Annotated in this window: 26 protein-coding genes; 17 read left to right on the top strand and 9 right to left on the bottom strand. The window is 59.2% G+C overall.

The genetic code is table 11. The features are described from left to right. Positions 1 to 13: 13 nt before the first annotated feature. Positions 14 to 946, bottom strand: a complete 933-nt coding sequence (locus tag ACSQ87_RS21810) for a lipid A biosynthesis lauroyl acyltransferase (RefSeq protein ID WP_150656321.1) — start codon at positions 944 to 946, stop codon at positions 14 to 16. Between the two features lie 118 nt (positions 947 to 1,064). Here ACSQ87_RS21810 and minC point away from each other — a divergent pair, with 118 nt between their 5' ends. The 8 genes from minC to ACSQ87_RS21850 all read left to right on the top strand — a co-directional run bounded on the left by minC (position 1,065) and on the right by ACSQ87_RS21850 (position 8,742). Next, positions 1,065 to 1,802 carry a septum site-determining protein MinC gene (gene minC, locus ACSQ87_RS21815; RefSeq protein ID WP_046054034.1) on the top strand — a complete coding sequence of 246 codons (738 nt, stop codon included), beginning with the start codon at positions 1,065 to 1,067 and terminating at the stop codon, positions 1,800 to 1,802. 203 nt (positions 1,803 to 2,005) lie between these two features. Next, positions 2,006 to 2,818 (top strand): septum site-determining protein MinD, encoded by an 813-nt coding sequence (gene minD / locus ACSQ87_RS21820; protein WP_223430582.1) that lies wholly within the window; start codon positions 2,006 to 2,008, stop codon positions 2,816 to 2,818. Next, positions 2,818 to 3,072: a cell division topological specificity factor MinE gene (gene minE / locus ACSQ87_RS21825; RefSeq protein WP_007898843.1), complete on the top strand. Its 255-nt coding sequence runs from the start codon at positions 2,818 to 2,820 to the stop codon at positions 3,070 to 3,072. Before minD ends, minE begins: the two co-directional genes overlap by 1 nt. Positions 3,073 to 3,163: 91 nt before the next feature. Beyond that, positions 3,164 to 3,799 (top strand): RluA family pseudouridine synthase, encoded by a 636-nt coding sequence (locus tag ACSQ87_RS21830; protein ID WP_150656323.1) that lies wholly within the window; start codon positions 3,164 to 3,166, stop codon positions 3,797 to 3,799. Between the two features lie 148 nt (positions 3,800 to 3,947). Then, positions 3,948 to 4,790, top strand: a complete 843-nt coding sequence (locus ACSQ87_RS21835; protein WP_436274357.1) for a hypothetical protein — start codon at positions 3,948 to 3,950, stop codon at positions 4,788 to 4,790. Between the two features lie 106 nt (positions 4,791 to 4,896). After that, positions 4,897 to 6,186, top strand: coding sequence for a M18 family aminopeptidase (locus ACSQ87_RS21840; RefSeq protein WP_046047516.1), 1,290 nt, complete (start codon positions 4,897 to 4,899; stop codon positions 6,184 to 6,186). Between the two features lie 157 nt (positions 6,187 to 6,343). After that, a complete protein-coding gene (locus tag ACSQ87_RS21845; RefSeq protein ID WP_223430688.1) occupies positions 6,344 to 6,511 on the top strand; it encodes a hypothetical protein in 168 nt (55 codons plus the stop codon). A gap of 77 nt (positions 6,512 to 6,588) precedes the next feature. Further along, positions 6,589 to 8,742: a mechanosensitive ion channel family protein gene (locus tag ACSQ87_RS21850; RefSeq protein WP_436274358.1), complete on the top strand. Its 2,154-nt coding sequence runs from the start codon at positions 6,589 to 6,591 to the stop codon at positions 8,740 to 8,742. Positions 8,743 to 8,963: 221 nt separating this feature from the next. Here ACSQ87_RS21850 and ACSQ87_RS21855 read toward each other — a convergent pair whose 3' ends face one another. Beyond that, positions 8,964 to 10,637: a DEAD/DEAH box helicase gene (locus ACSQ87_RS21855; RefSeq protein WP_008146183.1), complete on the bottom strand. Its 1,674-nt coding sequence runs from the start codon at positions 10,635 to 10,637 to the stop codon at positions 8,964 to 8,966. Positions 10,638 to 11,069: 432 nt separating this feature from the next. On the opposite strand from ACSQ87_RS21855, the gene ACSQ87_RS21860 reads away from it, so the two are divergent. Further along, positions 11,070 to 11,861: a crotonase/enoyl-CoA hydratase family protein gene (locus ACSQ87_RS21860; protein ID WP_436274359.1), complete on the top strand. Its 792-nt coding sequence runs from the start codon at positions 11,070 to 11,072 to the stop codon at positions 11,859 to 11,861. A 175-nt stretch (positions 11,862 to 12,036) separates the two neighbouring features. Here ACSQ87_RS21860 and ACSQ87_RS21865 read toward each other — a convergent pair whose 3' ends face one another. Beyond that, positions 12,037 to 12,792 carry a spermidine synthase gene (locus tag ACSQ87_RS21865; protein WP_436274360.1) on the bottom strand — a complete coding sequence of 252 codons (756 nt, stop codon included), beginning with the start codon at positions 12,790 to 12,792 and terminating at the stop codon, positions 12,037 to 12,039. A gap of 149 nt (positions 12,793 to 12,941) precedes the next feature. On the opposite strand from ACSQ87_RS21865, the gene ACSQ87_RS21870 reads away from it, so the two are divergent. Continuing rightward, on the top strand, positions 12,942 to 14,288 hold the full coding sequence (locus tag ACSQ87_RS21870; RefSeq protein WP_008031425.1) for a class II 3-deoxy-7-phosphoheptulonate synthase: 1,347 nt from the start codon (positions 12,942 to 12,944) through the stop codon (positions 14,286 to 14,288). A 104-nt stretch (positions 14,289 to 14,392) separates the two neighbouring features. Here ACSQ87_RS21870 and ACSQ87_RS21875 read toward each other — a convergent pair whose 3' ends face one another. Both ACSQ87_RS21875 and ACSQ87_RS21880 read right to left on the bottom strand, forming a co-directional pair. Then, complete coding sequence (locus tag ACSQ87_RS21875) at positions 14,393 to 15,622, bottom strand: winged helix-turn-helix domain-containing protein (RefSeq protein ID WP_223430586.1); 1,230 nt, start codon at positions 15,620 to 15,622, stop codon at positions 14,393 to 14,395. Between the two features lie 64 nt (positions 15,623 to 15,686). Continuing rightward, positions 15,687 to 15,902 carry a DUF1127 domain-containing protein gene (locus ACSQ87_RS21880; RefSeq protein ID WP_008146193.1) on the bottom strand — a complete coding sequence of 72 codons (216 nt, stop codon included), beginning with the start codon at positions 15,900 to 15,902 and terminating at the stop codon, positions 15,687 to 15,689. A 95-nt stretch (positions 15,903 to 15,997) separates the two neighbouring features. On the opposite strand from ACSQ87_RS21880, the gene ACSQ87_RS21885 reads away from it, so the two are divergent. Next, positions 15,998 to 16,852: a LysR substrate-binding domain-containing protein gene (locus tag ACSQ87_RS21885; RefSeq protein ID WP_134099215.1), complete on the top strand. Its 855-nt coding sequence runs from the start codon at positions 15,998 to 16,000 to the stop codon at positions 16,850 to 16,852. Here ACSQ87_RS21885 and ACSQ87_RS21890 read toward each other — a convergent pair. Continuing rightward, the gene (locus tag ACSQ87_RS21890) at positions 16,842 to 17,591 is read right to left on the bottom strand and encodes a sulfite exporter TauE/SafE family protein (protein WP_436274361.1); all 750 of its coding nucleotides are present in this window, start codon (positions 17,589 to 17,591) and stop codon (positions 16,842 to 16,844) included. The genes ACSQ87_RS21885 and ACSQ87_RS21890 overlap by 11 nt on opposite strands. Before the next feature lie 112 nt (positions 17,592 to 17,703). Here ACSQ87_RS21890 and ACSQ87_RS21895 point away from each other — a divergent pair, with 112 nt between their 5' ends. The 4 genes from ACSQ87_RS21895 to ACSQ87_RS21910 all read left to right on the top strand — a co-directional run bounded on the left by ACSQ87_RS21895 (position 17,704) and on the right by ACSQ87_RS21910 (position 20,942). Further along, on the top strand, positions 17,704 to 18,660 hold the full coding sequence (locus ACSQ87_RS21895) for a LysR family transcriptional regulator (protein ID WP_223430589.1): 957 nt from the start codon (positions 17,704 to 17,706) through the stop codon (positions 18,658 to 18,660). Positions 18,661 to 18,729: 69 nt separating this feature from the next. Then, entirely contained in the window at positions 18,730 to 19,191 is a 462-nt protein-coding gene (locus tag ACSQ87_RS21900; RefSeq protein WP_223430687.1) for a MarR family winged helix-turn-helix transcriptional regulator, read from the top strand. A 280-nt stretch (positions 19,192 to 19,471) separates the two neighbouring features. After that, positions 19,472 to 19,891, top strand: a complete 420-nt coding sequence (locus ACSQ87_RS21905) for an organic hydroperoxide resistance protein (RefSeq protein WP_027925717.1) — start codon at positions 19,472 to 19,474, stop codon at positions 19,889 to 19,891. 34 nt (positions 19,892 to 19,925) lie between these two features. Beyond that, a complete protein-coding gene (locus ACSQ87_RS21910) occupies positions 19,926 to 20,942 on the top strand; it encodes an alpha/beta hydrolase (RefSeq protein ID WP_223430590.1) in 1,017 nt (338 codons plus the stop codon). A 186-nt stretch (positions 20,943 to 21,128) separates the two neighbouring features. Here the strand turns inward: ACSQ87_RS21910 and ACSQ87_RS21915 are convergent, their stop codons facing one another. Next, the gene (locus ACSQ87_RS21915) at positions 21,129 to 21,698 is read right to left on the bottom strand and encodes an elongation factor P (RefSeq protein WP_028619992.1); all 570 of its coding nucleotides are present in this window, start codon (positions 21,696 to 21,698) and stop codon (positions 21,129 to 21,131) included. Between the two features lie 48 nt (positions 21,699 to 21,746). Then, entirely contained in the window at positions 21,747 to 22,889 is a 1,143-nt protein-coding gene (gene earP, locus ACSQ87_RS21920; RefSeq protein ID WP_223430591.1) for an elongation factor P maturation arginine rhamnosyltransferase EarP, read from the bottom strand. 124 nt (positions 22,890 to 23,013) lie between these two features. Between earP and ACSQ87_RS21925 the strand changes: the two genes are divergently transcribed. Together ACSQ87_RS21925 and ACSQ87_RS21930 are read left to right on the top strand one after the other, a co-directional pair. Next, positions 23,014 to 23,424 carry a hypothetical protein gene (locus ACSQ87_RS21925; protein WP_095128926.1) on the top strand — a complete coding sequence of 137 codons (411 nt, stop codon included), beginning with the start codon at positions 23,014 to 23,016 and terminating at the stop codon, positions 23,422 to 23,424. Positions 23,425 to 23,438: 14 nt separating this feature from the next. Continuing rightward, entirely contained in the window at positions 23,439 to 23,921 is a 483-nt protein-coding gene (locus ACSQ87_RS21930) for a GreA/GreB family elongation factor (RefSeq protein WP_046047528.1), read from the top strand. 9 nt (positions 23,922 to 23,930) lie between these two features. Here the strand turns inward: ACSQ87_RS21930 and cysB are convergent, their stop codons facing one another. Beyond that, positions 23,931 to 24,905, bottom strand: a complete 975-nt coding sequence (gene cysB / locus ACSQ87_RS21935; RefSeq protein ID WP_008148549.1) for an HTH-type transcriptional regulator CysB — start codon at positions 24,903 to 24,905, stop codon at positions 23,931 to 23,933. Positions 24,906 to 24,995 lie beyond the last annotated feature (90 nt).

Here is a 24,995-nt window from a genome sequence, read left to right on the forward strand (position 1 = left end):
TAAGGACGGTGGTTCAACCGCGTTTTGCGTACAGCTTCGGCTCACCCGGCGGACGGCTCTTGAAGCGACGATGGGCCCAGAGGTATTGCTCTGGACATTCACGCAAGACGCCTTCGATCCATTGATTGATCCGCAGGCAATCGGCCTCTTCGGTTTCGCCGGGGAAACCCTCGAGCGGTGCATGAATCACCAGTCGATAACCGCTGCCGTCCGCCAGACGCTCCTGAGTGAACGGCACCACCAGCGCCTTGCCCAACCGCGCAAACTTGCTGGTGGCGGTGACGGTCGCGGCTTGAATCCCGAACAGCGGCACGAAGATACTTTGCTTGGCGCCATAGTCCTGATCCGGTGCGTACCAGATTGCCCGGCCTGCCCGCAGCAATTTGAGCATGCCGCGCACGTCGTCGCGCTCCACTGCCAGCGAGTCGACGTTGTGCCGCTCGCGACCCAGGCGCTGGACGTAGTCGAACAACGGATTTTTGTGTTCGCGGTACATGCCATCAATGGTGTGCTGCTGGCCGAGCAACGCCGCGCCGATTTCCAGCGTGGTGAAATGAACGGCCATCAGGATCACGCCTTTGCCGTCGCGCTGGGCTTTTTTCAAATGCTCCAGGCCTTCGACGTGAGCCAGCTTCGCCAGACGCTCGCGCGACCACCACCAGCTCATCGCCATTTCGAAAAACGCGATGCCTGTTGAGGCGAAGTTTTCCTTGAGCAGGCGCTTACGCTCGGCAGCGGTTTTTTCAGGGAAACACAGTTCGAGATTGCGCTTGGCAATGCGCCGTCTGTCGCCCGCTGCTCGATACATCAATGCACCCAGGGCGCGACCAATCGACAGCAACGCCGGATACGGCAGCTGGACAATCAGCCACAACAGCCCCAAGCCACACCACAGCGGCCAGAAACGTGGAGATAGAAATGCTGTTCGAAAACGCGGGCGATCCATTAAAGGTTCCGGAAAGACAATGGCCGCGCATTCTACATCGTTCGACCCGGCTTGCGGCTCGCGGGCGTTCTCGTTATAAGTCTCGGCACTTTTAGTGACAAGTCGTTGTATGCCGACCATGAGCCAAACCGAACCGCTAGACCAAGATCCCGTGTTCCAGCTGAAGGGCAGCATGCTCGCCATTACGGTGCTGGAACTGGCCCGTAACGACCTCGAGAACCTCGATCGTCAACTGGCCGCCAAGGTCGCCCAGGCGCCTAACTTCTTTAGTAACGCGCCACTGGTGCTGGCCCTGGACAAACTCCCGGCCAGCGAAGGTGCGGTCGATCTGCCGGGCCTGATGCGCGTCTGCCGCCAACATGGCCTGCGCACCCTGGCGATCCGTGCCAGCCGCATCGAAGACATCGCCGCGGCCATCGCGGTCGACCTGCCGGTGCTGCCACCGTCCGGCGCCCGTGAGCGCCCGCTTGACCCGCTCGAAGGCCAAATCAAGAAAAAACCGGAAAAACCGCCGGAGCCGACGATCAAGCCAACGAAGATCATCACCTCGCCCGTACGCGGTGGGCAGCAGATTTATGCCCAGGGCTGCGATCTGGTGGTGATCTCGTCGGTCAGCCCGGGGGCGGAACTTCTCGCCGACGGGAACATCCATGTATACGGCCCGATGCGTGGCCGAGTGTTGGCCGGCGTCAAAGGCGACACGAAAGCCAGGATTTTCTGTCAGCAAATGAGCGCTGAACTGGTCTCCATCGCAGGCCACTACAAGGTTTCGGAGGATCTGCGTCGCGACCCTTTGTGGGGCGCGGGTGTACAGGTCAGCCTGTCGGGCGATGTGTTGAACATCATTCGTCTTTAACGGATACTGCCGCATTTTCCAAGCATCTCTAAAACGTAGCGAAAACGGCTCAAACGAAGTAGGAAAAAGGCCAAAAGCAGTGTTTACCGGGGGTAGGCATCGCTCAAAACCGAATTCCAGCCAAGGCTGTCCGACTGCAGTAGTTTTTAAAAGAGATGTTTTTCAGGGGCTAACAAGTCCTTTTTCCTTAGGGGTGAAACACCTTGGCCAAGATTCTCGTGGTTACATCCGGCAAGGGTGGTGTGGGTAAGACCACCACCAGCGCCGCTATCGGTACCGGCCTCGCTCTGCGCGGCCACAAAACAGTGATCGTCGACTTCGACGTGGGCTTGCGTAACCTTGACCTGATCATGGGTTGCGAGCGCCGCGTGGTGTATGACTTCGTCAACGTGGTAAACGGCGAAGCCAACCTGCAACAAGCCCTGATCAAAGACAAACGCCTGGAAAACCTCTACGTACTGGCCGCCAGTCAGACCCGCGACAAAGACGCGCTGACCGTGGAAGGCGTGGAAAAAGTGTTGATGGCGCTGAAAGAAGACTTCGAATACGTGGTCTGCGACTCTCCGGCCGGCATCGAAAAAGGCGCCCACCTGGCCATGTACTTCGCAGACGAAGCGATTATCGTGACCAACCCGGAAGTGTCCTCGGTTCGTGACTCGGACCGCATGCTCGGCCTGCTGGCCAGCAAATCGCGCCGCGCTGAAAAGGGCGAAGACCCGATCAAGGAACACCTGCTGCTGACCCGCTACAACCCGCAACGGGTCAGTGACGGCGAGATGCTCGGCGTCGAAGACGTCAAAGAGATTCTGGCGGTCGCCCTGCTGGGTGTCATTCCGGAATCCCAAGCGGTACTCAAGGCTTCCAACTCGGGCGTGCCGGTCATTCTCGATGACCAGAGCGATGCCGGTCAGGCATACAGCGATGCGGTCGATCGTCTGCTGGGAAAAAACGTGGAGCATCGTTTTCTCGATGTAACGAAGAAGGGATTCTTCGAGCGCCTGTTTGGAGGTAGATAATGAATCTTTTTGACTTCTTTCGTGCCAGCAAAAAGGTCAGCACCGCGTCGGTAGCGAAAGAGCGTCTGCAGATCATCGTGGCGCACGAACGCGGCCAACGCAGTACACCGGACTACCTGCCAGCCTTGCAGAAGGAATTGGTCGAGGTCATCCGCAAGTACGTCAATATCGGGTCCGATGACGTGCACGTCGCTCTGGAAAACCAGGGCAGTTGCTCGATTCTGGAACTCAATATCACCCTGCCAGACCGCTGAGTCGATCCGGCTGGAGCCACGGCGGCTCAGGCCCCTTCTGTTAATGGAAGGGGCCTGAGTCGCCGTTGGCGTTTGTTACGAGGCTGTTTTAATGCCGCTGTCCAACATCCGCATCATCCATCAGGACGCCGCCGTACTGGTGGTGAACAAACCGACCCTGCTGCTCTCCGTCCCTGGGCGGGCCGATGACAACAAGGACTGCCTGATTACCCGCCTGCAGGAAAACGGCTACCCGGAAGCACGAATCGTCCATCGGCTGGACTGGGAAACTTCCGGCATTATTCTGTTGGCCCGTGATCCGGACACGCATCGCGAGCTGTCTCGGCAATTTCATGACCGCGAAACCGAAAAGGCCTACACCGCCCTGTGCTGGGGTCAGCCGGAACTGGACAGTGGCAGCATCGATCTGCCCTTGCGCTACGACCCACCGACCAAGCCACGCCATGTGGTGGACCATGAATTGGGCAAACACGCCCTGACCTTCTGGCGCGTACTGGAGCGTTGCGGCGATTGGTGTCGTGTCGAATTGACGCCGATCACCGGCCGCTCCCATCAGTTGCGCGTGCACATGCTTTCCATCGGCCACCCACTGCTGGGTGACGGGCTGTATGCCCACGAGCAAGCATTGGCGGCCTGGCCACGACTATGTTTGCACGCGAGCATGCTGAGCTTCACTCACCCGCAAAGCGGCGAACGCTTGCGCTTCGAGTGTCCTGCTCCTTTTTAAGCAACCGGCGAACCAAAAAACGCCCTTCCATTGAAGGGCGTTTTTTATTTCTTGTTACAAATCGACGTGAACATGGCGTGAAAATATTGTCATGAATTTGTAATGAAACGTAAAATAACCGCACTTTGTTTTCAGGCAGGAAGCCCTTGTGCTCAGCAACAAGACATTCCAAGACGACTTCCCGTTCACCTTCTGCCTGTTCAACACCACGCTGCACCTTAGCGAGCAGCCTTCAGCCGAAGCACAACAGGCGCTTGAACAGCTCATACACAAACGACGCGCCCGCAAGCTCCCCCGTGCGAGCGCGCCGCTGGTCTCCGGCGATTCGCCGCTGTTTGCCAAGGTCCACACGCTGGATACCTTGAAGGCAAAAGTGCGGGTCACCTTTGGCAAACCACAGCGCAATGGCCGATTCGACTGGCCGCTGGAAGAGTTGATCAATACGCTCGAAGCACAACGCCGTGGCGTACAAATGCCGCCGCTGCAAGGGTTCGGTTACACCAAGGACCGACTGGGGCTGACCCAGGAGTATTTCATTATCACGCGCCTGCTCGACGATCATATCGACGGTGTGCAATGGCTTAAACGCAACCCGGACAGCGTCGAAACATTCATTCTCGATGCCTTCGAATTGCTGAGCTCCTTGTCACGCAAGAACATCACGCACATGGATTTCTGGGCTGGAAACATCATGACCCCGGAAACGTCGCGGACCCCACTCAAAGCCATCGACTTTGAAAACTGCTTTGTCGGGCAGACAAACCATCAAAGCGAAACCCTCGGTTTTCAACTGGGCTTTTTCTATCGCCGGGACATCTATAAGTTCATCACCGAAGCCGCCTATGACCGACTGGTGGACGAATACATTCGACAGATCCCGGGCATCTCGAAGGAAAAATTCAACGAAGTGTACCTCGCGAGCAAACATGAATATGTAGGCCGCAAGCAACGTCGCGAAGTGTTCCTCAATGGCAAGCTGATCACCGGTTGACTCATCCTCTTCGCCAATCGGCAGCTGGCGTACGTCGAACGGCATTGTCTCTGCAATGCCGTGAGCCAATACGTTAAACTTGCGCCATTGCTGTCTGGAGCTACTTATGCGCGAAGAGTTGAACCAAGGCCTGATCGATTTCCTCAAGGCCTCCCCTACCCCATTCCATGCCACCGCCAGCCTTGTTCAGCGCCTGGAAGCGGCGGGCTATCAACGCCTTGACGAGCGCGAGCCATGGACCACCGAAGCCAACGGTCGTTACTACGTCACCCGTAACGACTCGTCGATCGTTGCGTTCAAGATGGGCCGTCATTCGCCCCTGCACGGCGGCATTCGCCTGGTTGGCGCGCACACCGACAGCCCGTGCCTGCGGGTCAAACCCCAGCCGGAACTGCAACGCCAGGGCTTCTGGCAACTGGGCGTCGAAGTCTATGGCGGTGCACTGCTGGCGCCATGGTTCGACCGCGACCTGTCCCTGGCCGGCCGCGTGACCTTCCGCCGTGACGGCAAGGTCGAGAGCCAGCTGGTCGACTTCAAGGCGCCGATCGCCATCATCCCGAACCTGGCCATTCACCTGAACCGTGAAGCCAACATGGGCTGGGCGATCAACGCCCAGACCGAACTGCCGCCAATCCTTGCGCAATTTGCCGGTGACGAGCGCGTGGACTTCCGTGCCGTGCTCACCGATCAACTCGCCCGCGAACACGGCCTGAACGCTGACGTGGTGCTCGACTATGAGCTGAGCTTCTACGACACCCAAAGCGCTGCGGTCATCGGCCTGCATGGCGACTTTATCGCCGGCGCACGCCTGGACAATTTGCTGTCGTGCTACGCCGGCCTGCAAGCCTTGCTGACCACCGAAACCGACGAAACCTGCGTGCTGGTCTGCAACGATCACGAAGAAGTCGGCTCCTGTTCAGCCTGCGGTGCCGACGGCCCGATGCTTGAGCAAACACTGCGTCGTCTGTTGCCCGAAGGTGATGAATTCGTCCGCACCATTCAGAAATCCCTGCTGGTCTCGGCTGACAACGCCCACGGCGTGCACCCCAACTACGCTGACAAGCACGATGCCAATCACGGCCCGAAACTCAACGCCGGCCCGGTGATCAAGGTCAACAGCAACCAGCGCTACGCCACCAACAGCGAAACCGCCGGGTTCTTCCGCCACCTGTGCATGGCCGAAGAAGTGCCGGTGCAGAGCTTCGTAGTGCGCAGCGACATGGGTTGCGGCTCGACCATCGGCCCGATCACCGCCAGCCACCTGGGCGTGCGCACCGTGGACATCGGCCTGCCAACCTTCGCCATGCACTCGATCCGTGAACTGTGCGGCAGCCATGACCTGGCGCACCTGGTCAAAGTGTTGAGCGCGTTTTACGCCTGCCGCGAGCTGCCATAACCCGTGCAGGAGCTGGTAGGAGCTGTCGAGAGAAACGAGGCTGCGATCTTTTGATCTTGTTTTTAAATAGCAAAGTCAAAAGATCGCAGCCTCGTTTCACTCGACAGCTCCTACACTTTCAATACCCCTTTCGACAAGGCAGTCGCTCATGATCTCGATGTCTTCATTTCACGCCATGCTGATCCCGATTCTTGCCGGGATGATCATGCTGGCAATCGGCTTCAATTTTCGCGACAAGAACATCGGCGTGTTCGCGATGTGGATCGGCATGTTGATGATCCTCGCCACCGTGGTGTTCAAGATCCTCGCCAAACTCAACGAATAAATCCTCACCCTGGCTCGCATTGATTTTGGCGGGCTCGTACACTCGGCCGATCCGCTCATCCCGAGGTTGACCGCCTAGTGTTCGCTCGCCTTTTTGCCCTGCCGTGTTTATTCCTTGTCTGCCTCATGACGCTGCTGCCGATGGCGCCCGCCCAGGCGGTCGGCTTGCCTGGCCTGCTCAACAGCTCGGCAAAACAGCCTGAGGCGCAAGAGCCCTTGGGGCAATCCCTGGACGAAGTCATCAAGTCGCTGGAGAACGATCAGCAACGCACCAAATTGCTGGCGGATTTGAAGAAGCTGCGCGATGTCACCAAAAAAGCCCAGCCGGCCACCGAAGTAGGCGTCCTGGGACTGATCGGTGGCACCCTGGCCAGTTTCGAAAAACAGTTTTCAGGCGCCGACAGCCCTCTCACTCGCTGGTCCGAAGAGTTCAAACTGGCTGAGGATGAACTGACAGCGCTGGTGCTGCCAGCCAATGAATGGCTGCCGATCATCTTTGCCTTTGCCATGATCCTGATGCTCTGGAGTTTGCTGGCCGCCGCGCTGATCTGGGTCAGCCACCGGGTGCGGATGCGCTTCGGCCTGACCGAAGAACTGCCGCAGCACCCCAAGGCCCTGGACATGCTGCGCTTCGCCCTGCGCAAACTCGGGCCGTGGCTGATTGCTTTGGTGATGACGGTCTACATGAGCTACGCCCTGCCCTCGTCACTGGGCAAAAGCCTGGCGATGGTGCTGGCTTATGCGCTGGTGGTCGGCACCTGTTTTTCGGCGATCTGCGTGATCGCCTTTTCGCTGCTCGACGGCCCACACCGCCATCGCGCCCTGTACATCCTGCGGCATCAAGCCTTTCGGCCGCTGTGGCTGATCGGCAGTTTCGCAGCCTTCGGTGAAGCCCTGAGCGATCCGCGACTGGTCGAAAGCCTTGGCACTCATCTGGCGCACACCGCCGCGACGGTCGCCAACGTACTGGCAGCGTTGTCTACGGGGCTGTTCATCCTGCGGTTCCGGCGCCCGATCGCCCACTTGATTCGCAACCAACCGCTGTCCCGACGCCTGACCCGCCGCGCCCTCAGCGACACGATCGAGATTCTCGGCACCTTTTGGTACATGCCGGCGCTGGTGCTGGTGGGTATTTCGCTGTTCGCCACGTTCGTCTCGGCCGGCGATACCAGCACCGCGTTGCGTCAGTCGCTGATCTGCACGGTGCTGCTGGTGTTGTGCATGGTCATCAACGGCCTCGTGCGCCGCCATTCACTCAAACCACAGCGCGGCGTGAAGCATCATGCGCTGTATTCGGAGCGCCTGAAAAGCTTCTTCTACACACTCGCTCATTTGGTGGTGTGGCTCGCGTTCATCGAACTCGGCCTGCGGGTCTGGGGCATGTCGCTGATCCGCTTCACCGAAGGCGAAGGTCATGAAGTCAGCGTCAAACTGTTCAGCCTTGGCGGCACGCTGATTTTTGCCTGGCTGATCTGGATTCTCAGCGACACCGCCGTGCACCACGCCCTCACCCGCTCGCGCAAAGGCCTGGCAAATGCCCGCGCGCAGACAATGATGCCGCTGATCCGCAACGTGTTGTTCGTAGCGATTTTCATCATTGCGCTGATCGTCGCCCTGGCGAACATGGGCATGAACGTCACACCATTGCTGGCCGGTGCCGGCGTGATCGGTCTGGCCATCGGTTTCGGTGCACAGTCGCTGGTGGCGGACCTGATCACCGGGCTGTTCATCATCATCGAAGACTCGCTGGCCATCGACGACTACGTGGACGTTGGCGGCCACTTGGGCACCGTCGAAGGGCTGACCATTCGTACCGTGCGCCTGCGGGACATCGACGGCATCGTCCATACCATTCCGTTCAGCGAAATCAAAAGCATCAAGAACTACTCCCGGGAATTCGGCTACGCGATTTTCCGGGTGGCGATACCTTCCAACATGGACATCGATAACGCGATCAAACTGATGCGCGACGTCGGTCAGAAGATGCGCAGCGACCCACTGCAACGGCGCAACATCTGGTCGCCACTGGAGATTCAGGGTGTCGAGAGCTTCGAGTCAGGCAACGCGATTCTTCGTGCCCGGTTCAAGACCGCACCCATCAAGCAATGGGAAGTGTCCCGAGCGTTCAACCTGTCACTCAAACGGCACCTGGACGAAGCCGGACTCGACCTGGCGACGCCACGCATGAGCGTGCATGTAGTGACGGCAAGCGGCGGCCAAGTGGCGGACTAAATCTGTAGCAGCTGCCGAGCCTGCGAGGCTGCGTTCGGCTGCGAAGCAGTCGTGAAATCAGACACCGCAATCTTGCTGATACACCGTGCATACAGGGATTACGACTGCTACGCCGCCGAACGCAGCCTCGCAGGCTCGACAGCTGCTACAAACGGCAGACAAAAAAAATCCCCGAACCAGTCGGGGATTTTTTATGTTCGATCAATCAGCCCGAGAGCGGATCAATCTTCGCGATAGCGACGCAGCTTCAACTGCTTACCGGCAACGCGAGTGTCCTTCAGCTTGGTCAGCAGACGCTCCAGACCATCTTCCGGTAGCTCAACGAGGCTGAAGCTGTCACGCACCTGGATGCGACCGATTGCTTCGCGAGCCAGACCACCCTCATTGAGGATAGCGCCCAGCAGGTTCTTGGCAGCGATACCATCACGCGCACCCAGCGCGGTACGGCAACGAGCACGACCTTCGGCCAATGGAACCGGAGCACGACGCTCACGATCACCACGGTCCGGACGATCACCGGTACGCTCTGGACGATCGCCACGCGGTGCGTTGTTCGGCACCAGTGGACGTTCTTTCTCGATGGCAGCCAGGGTCAACGCTTGAGCGTTGGTTGCCTTGCGCAGCAGAGCAGCGGCCAGTGCACGCGGGGTGCAACCGATGTCGGCAGTCAGGCGATCCAGCAGATCACCGTGAGTCGATTCGGCATCAGCCACCAGCGGCGACAGGCTGTTGGTCAGTTTCTTGATGCGAGCATCGAGAACGGCCTGAGCGTCCGGCAGGCGAACTTCGGCAACTTTCTGACCGGTTACACGCTCGATCACTTGCAGCATACGGCGCTCACGCGGAGTCACCAGCAGCAGTGCACGACCTTCGCGACCGGCACGGCCGGTACGGCCGATACGGTGAACGTAGGACTCTGGATCGTACGGCATGTCAACGTTGAACACGTGAGTGATGCGCGGAACGTCCAGGCCACGAGCAGCAACGTCGGTCGCAACAACGATGTCCAGACGGCCATCCTTGAGGGATTCGATCACGCGCTCACGTTGGTTCTGAGCAATGTCACCGTTCAGCGCAGCGGCTTTGTAGCCTTTGGCTTCCAGGGCACTGGCCAGGTCCAGGGTCGCTTGCTTGGTGCGCACGAACATGATCAGGGCGTCGAAATCTTCAACTTCCAGCAGGCTCAATACAGCCGAGGTCTTCTGGTCAGCGTGAACCAACAGGTGAGCCTGTTCGATCGCGGTAACGGTCTGAGTCTTGGTCTGGATCTTCACGTGTTGCGGATCGCGCAGATGGCGTTCGGCAATGGCACGGATCGACTGCGGCAAGGTAGCCGAGAACAATACGGTCTGACGGGTTGGAGGCAAGGCCTTGAAGATAACTTCGAGGTCGTCCATGAAACCCAGTTTCAACATTTCGTCCGCTTCATCGAGAACCAGGTGGTTCACGGTCGACAGAACTTTTTCGTCGCGACGCAGGTGGTCGCACAGACGGCCCGGCGTGGCGACAACGATCTGTGCGCCATTACGGATTGCTTTCAGTTGTGGACCCATAGGGGCGCCGCCGTAAACGGCCACAACGGTAACGCCCGGCATTTGCTTGGCGTAGGTTTCGAAAGCGGTTGCTACTTGCAGCGCCAACTCACGGGTTGGCGCCAGGATCAGGGCTTGCGGCTCGCGCTTGGCAGGATCGATGCGATGCAGGATCGGCAGGGCGAACGCAGCGGTTTTACCCGTACCGGTTTGCGCCTGACCAATCATGTCGTGGCCGGCCATGATGATCGGGATCGATTGCTGCTGAATAGCCGAAGGCTCTTCGTAGCCAGTCGCGATGACGGCTGCAAGAATATTCGGATTAAGATTAAAAGCGGCGAAGCCGCCGGTTTCCTGGGTCATGGGTCTGCCTCTAAGTGCATCCGCAAAGACCCATGCTCCAAAGCTGCGCATGCCGTGTAAGACTCAAGAGTCGCCCTGGCTGCTTTGTCGGCGGGGATTTGCGAAAACGAATGAATGAAAAAGATTCGTCAAGGGAGAGTCCGCTGTGCGGACGTGCAGCCGAAGCTGACTTCGGGGAATTGCGCTACCTAAACGCGGCCCGGTTAAAGGCCGGCGCGCACTATACCGGAATTAGCCCAAAAAGGGAGCATTATTTGTCGGAAAACTGACGGATACACCGTTATGTCACAGGCTTTGCGGATAATCGTGCAACGGTCTATTTTTCAAAGGCCCGGCCCTGCTGGCGATGGCGCTAAAACGGTTCATCGTTATCAGGCAGACCTGCTGTCTCACATACCCCTACCCACCCCTTCCCGCCCGAGGAAATACTCCATGAATCAGCCCTGCTCCAGTCGCGTGAGCCGTGAACGGCACGGTCATGTCCTGATGATCGGCCTGGATCGGGTGGCCAAACGCAACGCCTTCGATCTCGACCTGCTCAACGAACTGAGCCTGGCCTATGGCGAGTTCGAGGCCGACAGCGAGGCGCGGGTGGCGGTGGTGTTCGGCCATGGAGAGCATTTCACCGCAGGACTGGACCTGGTCAGTGCCAGCGCGGCCCTGGCCGAAGACTGGCAGACACCGCCCGGCGGCTGCGATCCGTGGGGTGTATTTGCTGGCCCCAGAGTCAGCAAACCGGTGATTGTCGCCGCGCAAGGCTACTGCCTGACCATCGGTATCGAATTGATGCTGGCCGCCGATATCAATCTGTGCGCCAGCAACACCCGCTTCGCCCAGAAAGAAGTGCAACGCGGGGTCTTCCCGTTCGGCGGCGCCACATTACGCCTGCATCAGGTCGCTGGCTGGGGCAATGCCATGCGTTGGCTGCTGACCGGCGATGAATTCGATGCGCATGAGGCGTTGCACCTGGGGTTGGTGCAGGAAGTCATGGCCAGCGAGGATCTGCTACCACGGGCGATTGAGCTGGCTGAGCGGATTGCCCGGCAAGCGCCGCTTGGGGTTCAGGCGACGCTGATGTCTGCAAGACAGGCGCGTTATGAAGGGGAAACAGCGGCGGCGCGGGGTTTGCAGCCGCTGGCGAAGAAGCTGCTGGCCAGTGAGGATGCCAAGGAAGGCGTTCGGTCGATGATCGAGAAGCGGCCGGGTGTGTTCAAGGGCTGCTGACGTTCAACCGGTGGTGAGGGGGTTCTGTGGCGAGGGGATTTATCCCCGTTGGGCTGCGAAGCAGCCCCAAAACCATTCAACCCGGTGGTAACAGCTAAACCGCATCAGCCGGATTTTACGACTGCTGCGCAGCCCAACGGGGATAAATCCCCTCGCCACAGGTGACCTCATCGCATCAAGTCGCCGGGCGGATTGCCTTGATCAACGACTGCAACGAATACCCCAACCGCGGCGCCAGCCCTTCGGCCCGGGCGATCAAGCCGTCCATGTCCAGCTCCTGATCCAGCTCCGAAGGCACTAGCAGAATCACGTTGCCCTCCTTCACCGGCAGTTCCCAGTAATGCCGGTGATAGAGCCCGCGAAACAATGCGGCGCCCAACGGTTTGCCATCATCGGTGGCCCACTGATTGATCACTAGCCAGCCACCCGGGTTCAGGCGTTTTTGACAGTTTTCCAGGAAATTCCACGCCAGATGCCCGACACCCGGCCCGACATCGGTATAAAGGTCGACGAAAATCAGATCCGCCGGCTCAGCGGTATCGAGTAGTTTCAGCGCATCGCCCACCCGGATATACAGTCGCGGATCGTCATCCAGCCCAAGGTATTCGATGGCCAGGCGTGGCACGTCCGGACGCAGCTCGATGGCTTCGACGTCTTCCAGCGGCAGGAACTTGAGGCAGGCCTGGGTCAGGGTGCCAGCACCGAGGCCGAGGAACAGCGCGCTTTCCGGCTGCTCGTGGCACAACGCGCCAATCAGCATCGCCCGGGTGTAATCGTATTCGAGCCAGCTCGGGTCAGCCGTGAACACGCAGCTCTGTTCGATGGCATCACCGAACTCGAGAAAACGGTAATCGGCCACTTCCAGCACGCGAATCACGCCGAACTCATCCTGTACCTCGGCGAGCAGATGCTCGACGCGCTCCTCAGTCATTTCGTCTCCTGATCGTCACCGGACCCGGCAACGCAATAAAACCGCGGAGTGGCGCGGCAAAAGCGCGATTGTCCGCGAAGCGACGGGAACAGGTCACGCACTAATTGCTGATAACATGACCGTCCGAGCGTAAAACACTAGAGACCGTGATGAGCCAACCCTGGAGCCCTGACAGCTGGCGCGCCCTGCCGATCCAGCAACAACCCCACTACCCCGACGCAGCGCATTTGCTACACGTCGAGCAAACGCTGGCCAGTTATCCGCCGCTGGTGTTTGCCGGTGAAGCCCGGGAGTTGCGCCGTCAGTTTGCCGAAGTGACCCAGGGCCGCGCGTTTCTGCTGCAGGGCGGCGACTGCGCCGAAAGCTTCGCCGAGTTCTCCGCCGCGAAAATCCGCGACACCTTTAAAGTCCTGCTGCAAATGGCGATCGTCATGACCTTCGCCGCCGGTTGCCCGGTGGTCAAGGTCGGGCGCATGGCAGGGCAATTCGCCAAGCCGCGTTCGGCCAACGATGAAACCATCGACGGCGTAACCCTGCCGGCCTACCGTGGCGACATCGTCAACGGCATCGGTTTCGACGAAAAAAGCCGCGTGCCGGACCCGGAGCGCTTGCTCCAGTCCTACCACCAGTCCACCGCGACCCTGAACCTGTTGCGCGCCTTCGCCCAGGGCGGTTTTGCCGACCTGCATCAGGTGCACAAGTGGAACCTGGACTTCATCGCCAACTCGGCGCTGGCGGAAAAGTACAGCCACCTGGCCGATCGCATCGACGAAACCCTGGCGTTCATGCGCGCCTGCGGCATGGACAGCTCGCCGCAACTGCGCGAAACCAGTTTCTTCACCGCCCACGAAGCGCTCCTGCTGAACTACGAAGAAGCCTTCGTGCGTCGTGACAGCCTGACCAACGATTACTACGATTGCTCGGCGCACATGTTGTGGATCGGCGACCGCACCCGTCAGCTCGACGGTGCTCACGTCGAATTCCTGCGTGGCGTGAACAACCCGATCGGGGTCAAAGTCGGCCCGAGCATGAACCCCGAAGACCTGATTCGCCTGATCGATGTGCTCAACCCGGACAACGATCCGGGTCGTCTGAACCTGATTGCGCGGATGGGTGCGAACAAGGTCGGCGATCACCTGCCGCAACTGATCCGTGCCGTGCAACGCGAAGGCAAGCAAGTGCTGTGGAGTTCCGACCCGATGCACGGCAACACCATCAAGGCGAGCAGCGGCTACAAGACCCGCGACTTTGCGCAGATCCTTGGCGAAGTGAAGCAGTTCTTCCAGGTTCACGAAGCGGAAGGCACGTATGCCGGCGGCATCCACATCGAGATGACCGGACAGAATGTCACCGAGTGCATTGGCGGTGCGCGGCCGATTACCGAAGACGGGTTGTCGGACCGGTATCACACCCATTGCGACCCGCGGATGAATGCCGATCAGTCGCTGGAGTTGGCGTTTTTGATTGCCGAGACGTTGAAGCAAGTCCGCCGTTAAATCGCAGCGCCCCCTTCGCGAGCAAGCCCGCTCCCACAGTTGACCGAGTTGTCCATACGGACGCGGTCTAATGTGGGAGCGAGCCTGCTCGCGATGGCGTCAACTCAATCAGCGCCAATCGTTGCCAATGCCACCCGCAACCGAGCCGCACTCGCCCGCGGGCAATTCAACTGAACCCGCTCAAGCCCCAGCCAATCCGCCATCCGCCGCAGATTCACCGCCAACGCGGTCATCCCCTCCTCATCCAGCCCCGGCTCTTCCTCATGCACGGCGTGCACCGCCAGCCTGCCCAACGCCCGCTCGGCGCGCAGGTCCACACGCGCGGCAATCCGTTCATTGTGCAAAAACGGCAGCACGTAATAGCCGTAGACCCGCTTGTCCTGCGGCGTATAAATCTCCAGCCGATAGCGGAAATCGAACAGACGCTCGGTGCGACTGCGCTCCCAGATCAGTGAGTCGAAGGGTGAAAGCAAGGCGCTAGCCTCAACCTTGCGCGGCACTTTTGGCTCCGGCAGACAATAGGCCGGTTGCCGCCAGCCCTGGACTTCACAAGCCAGCAATTCACCGGCCTCCACCAGTTCCGCCAAGCGCGGACGGGCATCACCGGGGCTCAAACGAAAGTAATCGCGCAGGTCTTTTTCTGTTCCGACGCCCAAGGCTGTCGCGGCATGCAGCAACAAGCCGCGCTGGGCCTCGGCCTCACTCAGCAGCGGCTGTGCAAGAATCGCCGAAGGAATCACCCGCTCCGGCAGATCATAAAGCCGCTCGAACCCGCGCCGCCCGGCCACGGTCACTTCACCGGCGGCGAACAACCATTCCAGCGCATGCTTTTCCGCGCTCCAGTCCCACCAGGGCCCTGCCCGTTCTTGACGGGTCGACAGGCTTCCGGCACCCAATGCGCCCAGCTCCTCAACCGAGGCCAGTACCCGACGAATCGTGTCCTGCTTCTCACGCCCGAAACGTGCCAATTGCTGGTAGATATCTTCACCACGAGTTGCGCGCAGCATTCGCCAGCGCATCAACGGGTACATCGACAAGGGCAGCAACGAGGCTTCATGCCCCCAATACTCGAAGAGCGTGCGCCGCCGGCCCGAACTCCAGGCAGCCTGGTCGAGCAAGTCGGATGAGTAATTGCCGAGGCGGGAAAACAAGGGAAGGTAGTGCGAACGCACCAACGCATTGACCGAATCGATTTGCAGAATGCCCAGCCGCTCGATCAGACGATTGAGCTGAACCGGTTTGATCGCCGCTGGCGGCTGGCGCCCGTTGAATCCTTGGGCGACCAGCGCCAGACGCCGAGCCTGTTTGATGGAAAAGGACAGTGTTGCGGGCATGAGCATCTCCTTGTCTGCTCGCAACCTACCTCACCGGGAGACGGTTTGTGTAGTTGTGTATAACTCATTTGTGCATCGGGTCATCCCAGAATGGGCGGATGGTTTCGTGCTCGACATCCGCACGACTCAGCCCGATGTCCTTCAACGCTTCATCACTCATGCCCGCCAACATTTCACGTTCACGGTGCAGTTCGTACCAGCGATTGAATTTGTGCAGCAAATCAGAGATCAGGTGCACCGAGTGTTTTTCTACGTCGACATAACCTTTTTGACCTTTCATCTTGTTGCCCTCCGTTTGGATGGCTCAAGTGTCGCGCCGGGACTAAGATCAATCCAACGAATGTTTCTTATGTAATACATCTCGGAGATTGATGAATGTCTGCCTACCCGAGTATCGACACCGAAGTGCTGCGCACCTTTGTCGCCATCGCCGACCAGGGCGGCTTTACCCGCGCCGGCGAGTTGGTCAACCGCACTCAATCCGCCGTGAGCATGCAAATGAAGCGGCTGGAAGAGGATGTGGTGCAGCGTCAATTGTTCCAGCGTGACGGACGGCAGGTGCGGCTGACGGCTGAGGGCCAGGTGCTGCTGGGTTATGCCCGGCGCATCCTCAAGTTGCACAGTGAAGTGTTCAACACGTTGCGCGAACCGCACATGGTCGGCATGGTGCGCATTGGCACGCCCGACGATTACGTGATGCGTTTTTTGCCGGGGATTTTGCGGCGATTTGCCCAGACGTATCCGCTGATCCAGATCGAAGTGCACTGCGAATCATCAAAACAATTGCTGCTACGCCAGGACCTGGACTTGACCATCGTCACCCGCGAACCGGGCAACGAGATCGGCCAGTTGCTGCGCAAGGAGCATTTTGTCTGGGCCGAGGCGCAATGCTTCAGCGCTCATGAGCAAACGCCGCTGCCACTGGCGATGTTCAACAGTGATTGCTTCTGCAGGCTGTGGGCCTGCAATGCGCTGGACGCCATGGGTCGCGATTACCGCGTGGCGTACAACAGCGACAGCCTGTCGGCGATCATGGCGGTGGTCAGCGCCGGACTGGCCGTCACCGCGCAACTCGAAAGCCTGATCACGCCCGACATGCGCATACTCGGTGAAGCCGAAGACCTGCCGATTCTGCCCGAGGCCAGCATTATGCTGGTGCGCAACCTGCACAACCCGTCGCCGATCACCGAGTGCCTGGCCGAACACATCGTCGAAGGCTTCAAACTTTAAGGGCGAGCATCACCGCGCAGAACACCAGGAAACCGCAGAACAACCCGCGCAGCAGTCGCTCCGGCAGTGCGTGGGCGATTCTCACACCCCAGCTGATGCTCATCAGACCGCCGACCGCCAAGGGCAGGCCGATCATCCAGTCCACCTGATGGTGCACCGCGTAAGTCACCAGCGTGACACCCGTGCTCGGCAACGCCAGCGCCAGTGACAAACCCTGCGCAACCACCTGACTGGTGCCGAACAGGCTGGTCAGCACCGGCGTTGCCACCACCGCCCCGCCCACGCCAAATAACCCGCCCATGGTGCCGGAGGCGGCACCGAGCACGCCCAGCCATGGCCATGAGTAATTCATCTGCGCAGATGCCGGCGCGTTGGCGGCGAACATTCGCACCAGGTTGTAGGCCGACAGGGCAATCAGGAACGCGACAAATCCGACGCGCATGGTTTGCGCATCAATGCCCACCGCCCAGATCGAGCCGATCCAGGCAAAACAGAACCCCATCGAAGCCAATGGCAGCGCGTGGCGCAATTCAATCCGGTTGCGCTGGTGATAACGCCACAGCGCCAACATCACGTTGGGTACCACCATCACCAGCGCCGTGCCTTGGGCAATCTGCTGATCGAGGCCGAACAACACGCCCAGCAGCGGGATCGCAATCAAACCACCACCAATGCCGAATAACCCACCGAGGGTTCCCAGGGCGGCGCCAAACACCAGGTACATCAAAAACTCAATCACAGGCGATTTTCCCTTCACGTCAGGCTATTCATCCTACGCAGTCGGCGCTGGCGCGGAAACGCACAGCAACGCACAATGGCTGTGCCAACTTCGCACAAGCGCTGACGCCACCATGAACCCCAATCAATTGACCGAACAACTGGGTCTGTTCCTCGACGTGCTGGAAACCGGCAGTTTTTCCGCCGCGTCCCGCCGCCACCCGCTGACCCCTTCGGCGGTGGCCCGGCGCATCGACAGCCTGGAAAACGCCGTTGGTAGCCAGTTGTTCATTCGCAGCACCCACGCGGTGCGCGCAACCCCGGCGGGTTTGGCATTTGCCGAGCGCGCGCGGCGGATCGTGGCAGAACTGCGGCTGGCTCGGGCTGAGGCGGTATCCTTGAGCAGCGCACCGGAAGGCTTGATTCGGATCGATGCACCGGCAGCGTTCGGGCGGCGACATCTGGCGCCGGTGATTGCCGACTTTCTGATGCTCTACCCAGGCCTCGATGTGCAGTTGCACCTGATCGACAGTTTCGTCGACATGCAGGGTTTGAATCTGGGCAAAGTCGATCTGGTGCTGCGCGCCGGACAAATGGCCGATACCCGGCTGGTGGCCACGCCGCTGGCGAGTATGGTGCGCATTGCCTGCGCCAGCCCCGAGTATTTGCAACGGCGTGGTGTGCCGACCGATCCGGCGCAGCTGATTGAACACGACGGGCTCGACTGGGATGGCCTGGCTCCGCCGTTCGCCTGGCGCTTCGAACGGGGCGGGCAGATGCACTTGCACCGCCCGGCGCGCATCCGCATGAGTGCCAACAATGCCGAGGCCTTGGTCTGCGGCGCATTGGCCGGGCTGGGTATCGCACACTTGCCAACCTGGTTGACCAGCGAATACCTGTTACGCGGTGAACTGCTTCCGCTGTTCTGCGAACACGGCCTGCCACCACCGGAAACGACCGGCATTTATGCCTTGCGCCTTGAGCAACAACCCAATCCCCGCAGCCGCTTGTTGCTGGAGTACCTGAAAACCCGCTTCAGCCCGATCCCGCCGTGGGATCTGGCGCTGCAAAGTACTCTCGACCGGCACTAGGCTAGAATTATCTGGTGCATTAAAGATTCGCCCGCTAGATTTATGACGATCACTGATCAAGGCTTCGAAATGACCACCGAGCGCAACACCCCGGATAACTACGAAGAGCTGCTGCTGGACAACCAGATCTGCTTCGCCCTGCATTCCACTTCGCTGCTGATGACCAAGGTCTACAAGCCGCTCTTGCAAGCGCTGGGCCTGACTTATCCGCAGTACTTGGCGATGATGGTGTTGTGGCAAAAGGATGGCTTGACCGTGGGTGAAATCAGCGCGCAACTGCTGACCGATCCTGGCTCACTGACACCGCTGCTGAAACGCCTGGAAGTCGAAGGCCTGCTCAGTCGCACCCGCAGCCGCGAAGACGAGCGGGTGGTGATTGTCGAGCTGACCGAGAAAGGTCGTGCGTTGCGGGACAAGGCCCGTGACATTCCGCAGTGCATCCTCGCCGCCAGCGGTCAGACGCTGGAGCATCTGCAGAAGCTGCAAAACGAACTTCAAGAGCTGCGCAGCAATCTGCGAGACAGCCTGTAATCTTCAAACCACCACAAATCCCCTGTGGGAGCGAGCTTGCTCCCACATTTGTTTTGTGGTGTCCCTTCCGGCCTCGTTCCCCCCGTAAAAAAATTCCTCGCTGAAAATCCTGCTGCAACAGCTCTAGCTCAACACATCTAATCTACGCCCGCCCCTGAAACCAAAATTTCTTCAAAAATTTATCTTGCGCGCTAAATATTCGCGAGCTACATTTATTTCGCACTTACTTAGCGCGCAAACATTTAGCGCAAAACACCAGAATCCGAATGAGGCTCACAGCATGCAAACTCTCTACACCGCAATCGCAACCTCCACTGGCGGCCGTGATGGTCGTGCGGTTTCCAGCGACAACATCCTCGACGTCAAACTCGCCACCCCAAAAGAACTCGGTGGTGCCGGCGGCGCAGCGACCAACCCTGAGCAACTGTTCGCAGCCGGTTACTCCGCCTGCTTCATCGGCGCACTGAAATTCGTCGCCAGCCAGACCAAACGCACCATCCCGAACGACGCTTCGATCACCGCCCACGTCGGCATCGGCCAGATCCCTGGCGGTTTCGGCCTTGATATCGACCTGCACATCAGCTTGCCGGGACTTGAACAGGCCGATGCACAAAGCCTGGTCGACGCTGCACACCAGGTCTGCCCGTACTCCAACGCCACCCGTGGCAACGTCGATGTGCGCCTGCACGTTACCGTCTAACCGCTGATTCCCAGGCCCGAACCAGGAAACGAACATGCGCACTTTCAGTAAAGTCTTGACCGGTACCCTTCTCGCCTTGTCCATCCACAGCGCGTTCGCAAGTGAGGGTGTTGAACACAACACCCAGGCGTTCCTCGACGTTCTGAACGCCGGCACCGGCAAACCGATGGAACAACTCACGCCTAAAGAAGCCCGCGCCGTGCTGGTCGGCGCGCAGGCCGGGGTGAAACTGACGCTGCCAAAAGCTGATGTCAGCGAGAAGACCATTCAAGTCGACGGCCAACCGCTCAACCTGACCATCGTCCGGCCCGCCGGGGTCAAAGGTCCGCTGCCAGTGTTCATGTTCTTTCACGGCGGTGGCTGGGTGCTGGGGGATTTCCCGACCCACGAGCGTCTGGTTCGGGACTTGGTTACCGGTTCGGGGGCGGCGGCGGTGTTCGTCAATTACACCCCGTCACCGGAAGCGCATTACCCGGTGGCGATCAACCAGGCTTACGCCGCAACCCAATGGGTGGCCGAGCACGGTAAAGAGATCAACGTCGACGGCAAACGTCTGGCCGTGGCCGGCAACAGCGTCGGCGGCAACATGGCGGCAGTGGTTGCGCTGATGGCCAAAGACAAGGGCACGCCGGCGATCAAGTTCCAGGTGCTGCTGTGGCCGGTGACTGACGCCAGCTTCGAGACGGCGTCCTACAACCAGTTTGCCGAGGGGCACTTCCTCACCAAAAACATGATGAAGTGGTTCTGGGACAACTACACCACCGACGCCAAGCAGCGTAACGAGATCTATGCCTCGCCGTTGCGGGCGACCGCTGCGCAACTCAAGGGCCTGCCACCTGCCCTGGTGCAAACTGCCGGCGCCGACGTGTTGCGCGATGAAGGTGAAGCCTACGCCCGCAAACTCGACGAAGCTGGGGTGCCGGTCACTGCAGTTCGCTACAACGGCATGATCCACGACTACGGTTTGCTCAACGTGGTGAGCCAAGTGCCAGCGGTGCGTTCGGCGATGCTGCAAGCCTCCGAAGAACTCAAACAACACCTGAAGAAATAACGCAGTAAAAATGTGGGAGCGGGCTTGCTCGCGAAGGCGGTACATCAGTCAACATTATTGTCGACCGACACACCGCTTTCGCGAGCAAGCCCGCTCCCACAGGGGGTTTGCAGCATTCCCCAAGATATCGGCAGGTACAAAAAAGCCCGACTCAATGGTCGGGCTTTTTCATTCCTGAAGCAGTGCTTATTTAGCACGGCCTTTGTAGGAACCGCCTTCGCGGGTATCGATTTCGATCTTGTCACCGATTTCGATGAAGTCAGCAACTTGCAGCTCAGTACCGTTGCTCAGCTTGGCAGGCTTCATCACCTTGCCGGAAGTGTCGCCGCGAGCCGAACCTTCGGTGTAGTCAACTACACGCACGATGGTGGTCGGCAGTTCTACGGAAACCAGACGCTCTTCGAAGAAGATCGCTTCGCAAACATCGGTCATGCCTTCTTCAACGAAAGGCAGAACGGCTTCGATGTCTTCAGCGTTCAGCTCGTACATGGTGTAGTCGGTGGTGTCCATGAACGTGTAGGTGTCGCCGCTGATGAAGGACAGGGTCGCTTCTTTGCGGTCGAGGATTACGTCGTCCAGCTTGTCGTCGGCGCTGTAAACGATCTCGGTCTTGTAACCGGTCAGCAGGTTTTTCAGCTTGGTCTTCATGATTGCGCTGTTACGACCAGACTTGGTGAATTCAGCTTTCTGAACCAGCCAAGGATCGTTTTCGAGACGGATCACGGTACCGGGTTTCAGTTCTTTACCAGTTTTCATTGCGAATATCCGAATTTGGATGGGATTTACAAAAATCTAGGCCGCGTATCATATCCAATTTACATAAAACTGTACCAGCGCTGCGGCAAGATCTGCCTGCAAAGCCTGTTCCAGACACCACGCTTCGGCGTGTTTTTGCAGTTCTGGCCAGTGTTTTCGGGTCGTTTGCCAGTGCCCGGTCATATTGTCACCCGCATTCCACGCCCGCCAAAGACCGCTGATCGCCTCGCGGGCAGGCTCGGACAGGCCGTTGGTGTACAGAGCGAGGAAGGCATCGAGCTTGTCCAGGTGGATGTCTTCGTCCTGCTGATAGATGTGCCAGAGCAGCGGCCGGCCCGCCCATTGGGCGCGGACAAAGGAATCTTCACCGCGCACGGCATTGAAATCGCAGCACCAGAGCAGGTGATCGTATTGATCCTGTCGGACGAACGGCAGCACTTGCACGGTCAATTCACCGCGCACATGCAGCGCGCCGGCCACCAGACCGTCCACACCGAGCCAACGTTCGACATCCCCAAGAATCCGACCTTCGGGCACCAGCAGATGAGTGGGCGTCGAGTCGGCAGCCATTGCCTCGAGCCAACTGGCCAGCCCGTTATTTTCGTAGGCAAACAGCGAGATCAACTGCGAACCTTGCGCGCGATCAATCCCTAAACCTTGCAGGAATTCTCGCTGAGCCTCGGGATTTTGCTGAAACTGCTGACGACGCTCCAGCAATCCGCTTTCACGCAGCAAGCCACCGGTGCCCTTCTGAAACCCCGGAAAGAAGAAGAATTTTTGTACGCTCTTGTATTTCACCGACGGCAAGCCGTGGCAGCCGACGATCCAGTCCTCGGCACTCAGATAGTCGAGATTCATCCACAGCGGCGGTTTTTCCCGCTCGGCCATGGCCTCCATGTAAGCACTCGGCAATTGGCAGGCGAACGCGGCGATCACCACATCAGCGGCTTCAGTGGGCTGCCAGTCGGCCGTCCACTGACGCACTTCGACGCCCTGCTGCCATTGCTGTGAGGCGTTGATGTCGATTTCCGGGCACAAGCGCTCGAAGGCCCGCAGATCATCGACCCACAGACGCACCGTCATCGAATGTTCGGCCACCAGTTGTCGGGCCAGACGCCAGGTCACGCCGATGTCGCCAAAGTTGTCGACCACCGCGCAGAAAATATCCCAGCGGGCTTTCATTTCACGCATTCCAGGCTCCCGTTGGCAAAGGCGCCGATTGTCCTCATAAATTACCCCGTGCAGAAGAGCCGACGGCGATTAATCTTCATGCGACAATCGCCACTCGCCCGCGACCATCCGCCAGGAGGCAGCCATGCCCTATCGTCCCAACCCGCGCCGCCCGTTGCCGATCCAGCTCAACGCCTTGCAATTGACCGGCAGCATTGCCCTGGGTGTGTGGCTGGGGTTTATCGCGATCGCGCTGACGTGCTGGCTTGCCTCCCGACTGTTGTTCAGCGAGCAGCTGGCGCCCGTGGCAGAGGCCGTGCAGCAACTGGCCAAACCACCGGTGGTGGTGCAACCGGTGCCGGACATTCCACCGCAGAGCCCGTTGTTCGAACAGTACGAAGAGAACCTGCGCAAAAACGAGCAGCAGCAACGAATGGATCAGGCCCGCAGCACCGGCCGCAATCTGTCCAACCCGAAATGCCAGTTCTGGCTGCAACAGGACCAGACTGCGCCGAGCGAAAAAAGCCGCGCCAACGTCCTGCAATTCTGCGATTGATCAAGAAGCTCTCTATGCACAAGCCGACCGTCCACCAACTGATTCTCGACAAGCTGCGGATCGACCTCGACATCGCCGAGCGTGCTGCACAAACCGCTTACGAAACCGCGACCCACGAAGAAAACATCGCCGAGAACAAGTACGACACGCTGGGTCTGGAGGCGTCTTACCTGGCAGCCGGGCAAGCCAGACGGGTGGAGGAAATCAGACAGTCACTGACGCTTTGTCAGAACCTGACGCTGCGCCCTTACGACGATCAGCGCGGTATTGAAGTCGGTGCCCTGCTCGGTCTGGAAGACGAAAAGGGTCGTGAGCAATGGTTGTTTCTGGCCCCCGACGCGGCGGGTTTGAAGGTCGACCTTGTGGGGCAATGGATTACCGTCATCACCCCTCGCTCACCGCTGGGCAAGAGTCTGCTGGGCAAGTTCGAAGGGGACGAGGTGGAGATTCTGGTGGCAGGTGCTCGGCAACAGTTTTCTGTTACCGAGGTGGTTTAACGCGGGAGATTAATGCACCGGCAGTTCGACGCCGTCGAACAGCTCTTCCAGTTCCTGCTTGTTGTGGCACTGGATGGCCTTGGCCATGACTTCGCGGGTCAGGTGCGGGGCAAACTTCTCGATGAAGTCGCACATGAAGCCACGCAGGAAGGTGCCGCGACGGAAGCCGATTTTAGTAATGCTGGATTCGAACAAGTCGCTGGCATCAAGCATGACCAGGTCGCTATCGAGTTTGGCATCGACCGCCATTTTCGCCACGATGCCCACGCCCAGACCCAGACGAACGTAAGTCTTGATCACGTCGGCGTCGGCGGCGGTGAACACCACTTTCGGCGTCAGGCCGCGATGGCTGAACGCTTCGTCGAGCTTCGAACGGCCGGTGAAACCGAACACGTACGTCACAATCGGGTATTCAGCCAAGGCTTCGAGGGTCAGCTTCGACAGCTTGGTCAGCGGGTGGCCCTGAGGCACGACCACGCAGCGGTTCCAGCGATAGCACGGCATCATCACCAGATCACCGAACAGCTCCAGCGCTTCGGTGGCGATGGCGAAATCCACGGTGCCGTCAGCGGCCATTTCAGCGATCTGCATCGGCGAACCCTGGTGCATGTGCAGGGCCACGTCCGGGTATTGCTTGATGAAATTGCTGATCACCGGTGGCAACGCATAACGCGCCTGGGTGTGCGTGGTGGCGATCGACAGGGTGCCTTTCTTCTCGTTGGAGAATTCCTGGGCGATCTGCTTGATGCTTTCAACCTTGCGCAGGATCTCGCCGGCGGTGGTGATAATTCGCTCGCCGGCCGGGGTGACGCGGGTCAGGTGCTTGCCGCTGCGAGCGAAAACCTCGACCCCCAATTCGTCTTCCAGCAGACGGATCTGCTTACTGATGCCCGGTTGCGACGTGTAAAGGCTTTGGGCTGTAGCGGAAACGTTGAGGTCGTGGTGCGCCACTTCCCAGATGTAGCGCAATTGTTGAAGCTTCATATGAATCCCTCAAAGCAGGTAGACGCCACGGGCATCAGCGACGGTATATAACTATATTAATGGTTTGAAGAATAAATCTAGAACTTTTTT

This window comes from Pseudomonas sp. LjRoot277 (assembly GCF_964253845.1).
GTDB lineage: Bacteria > Pseudomonadota > Gammaproteobacteria > Pseudomonadales > Pseudomonadaceae > Aquipseudomonas.

Coding starts and splice junctions, on each gene's coding strand:
- earP (WP_223430591.1), bottom strand. CDS start 22,889: ATGCGTGAAATGAAAGCCCGCTGGGATATTTTCTGCGCGGTGGTCGAC.
- ACSQ87_RS21855 (WP_008146183.1), bottom strand. CDS start 10,637: ATGACCCAGGAAACCGGCGGCTTCGCCGCTTTTAATCTTAATCCGAAT.
- ACSQ87_RS21895 (WP_223430589.1), top strand. CDS start 17,704: ATGAACCCCAATCAATTGACCGAACAACTGGGTCTGTTCCTCGACGTG.
- ACSQ87_RS21905 (WP_027925717.1), top strand. CDS start 19,472: ATGCAAACTCTCTACACCGCAATCGCAACCTCCACTGGCGGCCGTGAT.
- ACSQ87_RS21925 (WP_095128926.1), top strand. CDS start 23,014: ATGCCCTATCGTCCCAACCCGCGCCGCCCGTTGCCGATCCAGCTCAAC.
- ACSQ87_RS21885 (WP_134099215.1), top strand. CDS start 15,998: ATGTCTGCCTACCCGAGTATCGACACCGAAGTGCTGCGCACCTTTGTC.
- ACSQ87_RS21840 (WP_046047516.1), top strand. CDS start 4,897: ATGCGCGAAGAGTTGAACCAAGGCCTGATCGATTTCCTCAAGGCCTCC.
- ACSQ87_RS21830 (WP_150656323.1), top strand. CDS start 3,164: ATGCCGCTGTCCAACATCCGCATCATCCATCAGGACGCCGCCGTACTG.
- ACSQ87_RS21880 (WP_008146193.1), bottom strand. CDS start 15,902: ATGAAAGGTCAAAAAGGTTATGTCGACGTAGAAAAACACTCGGTGCAC.
- ACSQ87_RS21870 (WP_008031425.1), top strand. CDS start 12,942: ATGAGCCAACCCTGGAGCCCTGACAGCTGGCGCGCCCTGCCGATCCAG.
- ACSQ87_RS21875 (WP_223430586.1), bottom strand. CDS start 15,622: ATGCCCGCAACACTGTCCTTTTCCATCAAACAGGCTCGGCGTCTGGCG.
- ACSQ87_RS21810 (WP_150656321.1), bottom strand. CDS start 946: ATGGATCGCCCGCGTTTTCGAACAGCATTTCTATCTCCACGTTTCTGG.
- ACSQ87_RS21930 (WP_046047528.1), top strand. CDS start 23,439: ATGCACAAGCCGACCGTCCACCAACTGATTCTCGACAAGCTGCGGATC.
- ACSQ87_RS21865 (WP_436274360.1), bottom strand. CDS start 12,792: ATGACTGAGGAGCGCGTCGAGCATCTGCTCGCCGAGGTACAGGATGAG.
- ACSQ87_RS21900 (WP_223430687.1), top strand. CDS start 18,730: ATGACCACCGAGCGCAACACCCCGGATAACTACGAAGAGCTGCTGCTG.
- minE (WP_007898843.1), top strand. CDS start 2,818: ATGAATCTTTTTGACTTCTTTCGTGCCAGCAAAAAGGTCAGCACCGCG.
- ACSQ87_RS21910 (WP_223430590.1), top strand. CDS start 19,926: ATGCGCACTTTCAGTAAAGTCTTGACCGGTACCCTTCTCGCCTTGTCC.
- ACSQ87_RS21845 (WP_223430688.1), top strand. CDS start 6,344: ATGTCTTCATTTCACGCCATGCTGATCCCGATTCTTGCCGGGATGATC.
- ACSQ87_RS21915 (WP_028619992.1), bottom strand. CDS start 21,698: ATGAAAACTGGTAAAGAACTGAAACCCGGTACCGTGATCCGTCTCGAA.
- cysB (WP_008148549.1), bottom strand. CDS start 24,905: ATGAAGCTTCAACAATTGCGCTACATCTGGGAAGTGGCGCACCACGAC.
- minC (WP_046054034.1), top strand. CDS start 1,065: ATGAGCCAAACCGAACCGCTAGACCAAGATCCCGTGTTCCAGCTGAAG.
- ACSQ87_RS21860 (WP_436274359.1), top strand. CDS start 11,070: ATGAATCAGCCCTGCTCCAGTCGCGTGAGCCGTGAACGGCACGGTCAT.